Raw genomic sequence first — 4,034 nt, 5'->3', positions numbered from 1 at the left:
CGATCCCTGTGCCGGATTTTTCGATCCCGGTACCGGACTTCTCGATCCCTGTGCCTGATTTTTCTATCCCTGTACCATCCTTCTCTATCATCCAACGAGTCATGGTCTTTCTCCTTTCTTCCAGGTTAATGGTCTTTTGCGAATAGCTTCAGTTGCCATCTGCAATTGGCCAAGGTGCTAACTTTCAACCTGAGAAAGTGTCGAGTAGCTAAATCCCACTTTTACTCCACATCCTCTTCAGGTTCGTGGTCTCCCCACTGGTACCATCCGATACCAACAGTGAGTTGACCGGGTTGTTTTGTTGGTTCCTCGAATTCCTCGAGTAACAATTCTCCTTCTTTGATTTGCTTTTCTAACAGTTGCCTGACGCTTCGGCGAAATTTTTTGTAGTTGTTCGGGTCCAAGCGATATGTCCAGCGACCTTGCTGTGGGACTCGATATTCTGGTTCGGAATCCATGTTATGAATTACTGCACTCAACACTCTTGATCCTTCCAGCAATCCAATCTCTATGTGTTTCACGCGGTCATCGGATAGTGGTAGATAAGTTTGGGCAATAAGTTCTACGGTATCTATGTCACCCTGATTAATTTGAATACTTTCCCAAGCTAACAGTCGATCCATGACAGTTTTCACCGTGATATTTCTTCCGATGGATCGTAAAACTAACCCTTGAAATGTTCTTCCACGCCCAGAAATTGGTAATGCGGCTGGTTCACTGGAATCTGCATCTTGAAAAAATGGATCACTTGACCACATGTCTATCAAGGCATTTTCCGGATTTACCTTTTGCGTTTGAATGGTTTTATCGAGGTTTTGATCTAGCACAGTAGAAACCACCCTTGTATCCAACCCCGTTATCAATGCAATTGCGCTTTTGGTTGGCTTGGTTTTCTCACGCGATAATTTCTTTCGGGCTTCCTCGACATATATAGCTTTGAGAATGTCTGTTAGAGCAGGTAAAGAAATAGTGCCGATCACTAACCGCACTACTTTACTGAACACATGACTCAAAATATACGTAATAGACTTCGTGTCATCTTGTGAATTTACAGATCTTTGCATTACAACGCTCAACAATTTCTCAGTCTCCTGAAAATCCTCTTTCGCAGTTACATAGAAACCCATCTCATGAAAATAAATTCATCTCTTTGGATACAAAATAGTGTGCAATAATCGCAGTGTATCAAATAGATATCCTTTTTATCAATAACTTGCCAAGTTTATTTAACTTTTTACTCTTAAGTATTTCTCATACATAAAATGATTCCGTGGTCTGCATTTGAGCTAAACCACACCGCTGCAGCTACCCACGTTCCCAGTGGGTACCAATTGTAGTGCTGACAGAATCGACCAACCCTCCCTAAATCGATCTGCAGCCATTTTTTTTTCGGCACATATATTCGCACCAGATTTTTCAACCCAGCTTTTTAACCACCATCGAAATCCGATTCAATGATAGAACTCATACTGGCGCATTCGCCTGGTTTTCGCTAAATTCACGCAAGAAATTACTGCGTGTCTTCCGTTGATCGCATCAAGGCTCCTTTTATGAGTGGCAAAGTGTGTAGTACATGAAGATAATGTAACAAAAATAGCCTTATTTGTCTATAGCCTAATATGTATTTAGACTTTTTTGTGTTTAGACACTTGCGTCTTTAGCCAAACATGGCTATAATGCAGTTCGCAAGGTTGGAAACGGCAAGGATCGCCTACCCCATAGCAGAAGGAACTGCATCACCTTGTGAAGCATGGATGCACTTTGCGGGTGGCGAGACGTCCGCTGATCGGCCAGGAATAACACGGATGATGTTCCTGGCCGTTTTTTTATGTTGAAAGCTTGCGGTTGCGAAGAAGTGGCTTGCAGAAAATAGCGGCAGATTGGATCAATCACCCTGTTTCGTTATTACATGCTTACGTTCACCAGGGGAAATTACCATCAAAAATCAGCTCTTCCAGGTACGCGGGGGTAAGGGATAACGTCACGAATATTGGCCATCCCGGTGATATAGCTCACCAGGCGCTCAAATCCAAGCCCGAACCCCGCATGAGGTACCGTGCCATATTTTCTCAAGTCCAGGTACCAGTGGTAGTTCTCTTTTTCCAGGCCGAGATCAACCATTCGTTTTTCCAGCACATCGAGTCTTTCTTCACGCTGCGACCCACCAATTATTTCTCCAATTCCGGGTGCCAGCACATCCAGGGCCGCTACCGTTCTTCCGTCATCGCTAAGGCGCATGTAAAAGGCCTTGATTTCGGTTGGATAATTCATGACAACTACCGGTGCGTTGAAGTGTTGTTCGGTCAGGTATCTCTCGTGTTCCGTTTGAAGATCCAGTCCCCATTCGGCAGGAAATTCAAACTTTTTGCTGGCATTCTTCAGTATTTCAATAGCTTTTTCGTAGTCCAGGCGGACAAAAGGAGCTTCGGTGAATTTCCTGAGTCTGTTGATAGCTTCCGGTTCGATCCGTTTCTCAAAAAATGCCATATCGTCAGGGCATTCTTTCAGGACTGCGGCAAAAATATACTTGAGAAAGTCCTCGGCCAAATCCGCCAGGTCGTCAAGATCTGCGAAAGCTATTTCTGGCTCAACCATCCAGAATTCCGCCAGGTGGCGCGATGTGTTGGAGTTTTCTGCACGAAAAGTCGGACCAAAGGTATAAACATTGCTCATCGACAGGCAGTAGCCCTCCACATTTAATTGCCCCGATACTGTGAGGAAGGTCTCACGCCCAAAAAAATCTTGGCTAAAATCTGTTTCACCGCTTTTATTAAGCGGCAGGTTGCTAAAATCCAGCGTGCTTACACGGAACAAGTCACCGGCGCCCTCGGCGTCTAAAGCAGTGATGATGGGTGTATTGATCCAAAAATATCCCCGTTCGTGAAAGAAGCGGTGAATAGCCTGGGCGGCAACGTGCCTTACGCGCGTTATTGCACTAAATGTGTTGGTACGGGGCCTGAGGTGAGCTACTTCACGGAGAAATTCAAAAGAATGTCGCTTGGGCTGGATCGGGTAGGTTTCCGGGTCTTCGACCCAGCCCACAACGTTTATCTCGGTTGCCTGTATTTCGTACCGCTGCCCCCTTCCGGCGGATTCAACAAGCGTTCCTTTGCATTCGACAGCACAGCCGGAAGTCAGTTTTTGTACTTCACTGCTGTAATTATCGAGATCCGCTGGAGCCACGACCTGGATTGCATCGAAACTTGAGCCATCGTGAACGTTGACGAAGGAGAATCCGGCCTTGGAATCCCTGCGTGTGCGTACCCAGCCCCTGACGGTGATTTGTGTGCCGATCCTTGTTTCACCGGACAGTGCCTTTTTTATATTGATGAATGACATAATTTTTTAGTTGATCTTTGCTCGGGAAACCCCAAATAATAATGCACCTTCCCCGGCACGGACACCCCTGTCGATGGATTGAACAGTTTAAGCAAAGAAAATAGGCTGAATATGGCAATCATGTTAAGTAAATCGGCAGCGGAGCGGGTTCGGACTTTCCTCGATAAAGACGGCGGCGTTGGTCTGCGCCTTGGTGTCAGGAAAACGGGCTGTTCGGGGTGGGCCTACACTGTGCAATTGGCCGAAGACATCCAGGAAGATGATGTTGTTTTCGAAAATGACGGCGTCAAAGTCGTCGTGTCCCAGGAAAGCCTGGGTTTTCTCGATGGTTCGGAAATAGATTTTGTAGCGGAAGGCCTTGGCATGATTTTTAAATTTAACAACCCGAATGTCACTGATGAATGCGGCTGTGGGGAAAGTTTCACAATTGGATAGGGCCTGTTTGATGTCCGCGCTCCGGTTGGCTTGATGCAATTCAAGCATGTGAAAACTAACTCTTTTTCAGGCTATACACTTGGGGGTCAGGCTGTTATAATCCGCCGCCTTCGCTGAAGGGCGAATTTCCTTGCTTCACTTCACGCAATGCTGGGGGGAGCTTTGATGGTGTGGGCTGTTCCGCACTGACAAATCCATAAGGAGTGCCAATGAGACACTTTGAAATATGTTTTATGGTCCACCCGGACCAGAGCGAGCAA

The 4,034-nt window shown here is 46.1% G+C and carries 3 protein-coding genes; 1 reads left to right on the top strand and 2 read right to left on the bottom strand.

The window, feature by feature from the left end; genetic code table 11:
- Positions 1-221: 221 nt before the first annotated feature.
- Together V3S16_RS05125 and asnS are read right to left on the bottom strand one after the other, a co-directional pair.
- On the bottom strand, positions 222-1,079 hold the full coding sequence (locus tag V3S16_RS05125; protein WP_413883600.1) for a DUF6502 family protein: 858 nt from the start codon (positions 1,077-1,079) through the stop codon (positions 222-224).
- 859 nt (positions 1,080-1,938) lie between these two features.
- Positions 1,939-3,339 carry an asparagine--tRNA ligase gene (gene asnS / locus V3S16_RS05120; RefSeq protein ID WP_413883599.1) on the bottom strand — a complete coding sequence of 467 codons (1,401 nt, stop codon included), beginning with the start codon at positions 3,337-3,339 and terminating at the stop codon, positions 1,939-1,941.
- A gap of 111 nt (positions 3,340-3,450) precedes the next feature.
- Here asnS and V3S16_RS05115 point away from each other — a divergent pair, with 111 nt between their 5' ends.
- Positions 3,451-3,774 carry a HesB/IscA family protein gene (locus V3S16_RS05115; RefSeq protein WP_413883598.1) on the top strand — a complete coding sequence of 108 codons (324 nt, stop codon included), beginning with the start codon at positions 3,451-3,453 and terminating at the stop codon, positions 3,772-3,774.
- Positions 3,775-4,034 lie beyond the last annotated feature (260 nt).

It is taken from the genome of Candidatus Desulfatibia sp., assembly GCF_036446775.1.
In the GTDB taxonomy this organism is placed as follows: domain Bacteria; phylum Desulfobacterota; class Desulfobacteria; order Desulfobacterales; family UBA11574; genus Desulfatibia_A.
Note: the sequence above shows the minus strand (reverse complement) of the source record. Positions and strands in the feature narration are given on the sequence as shown.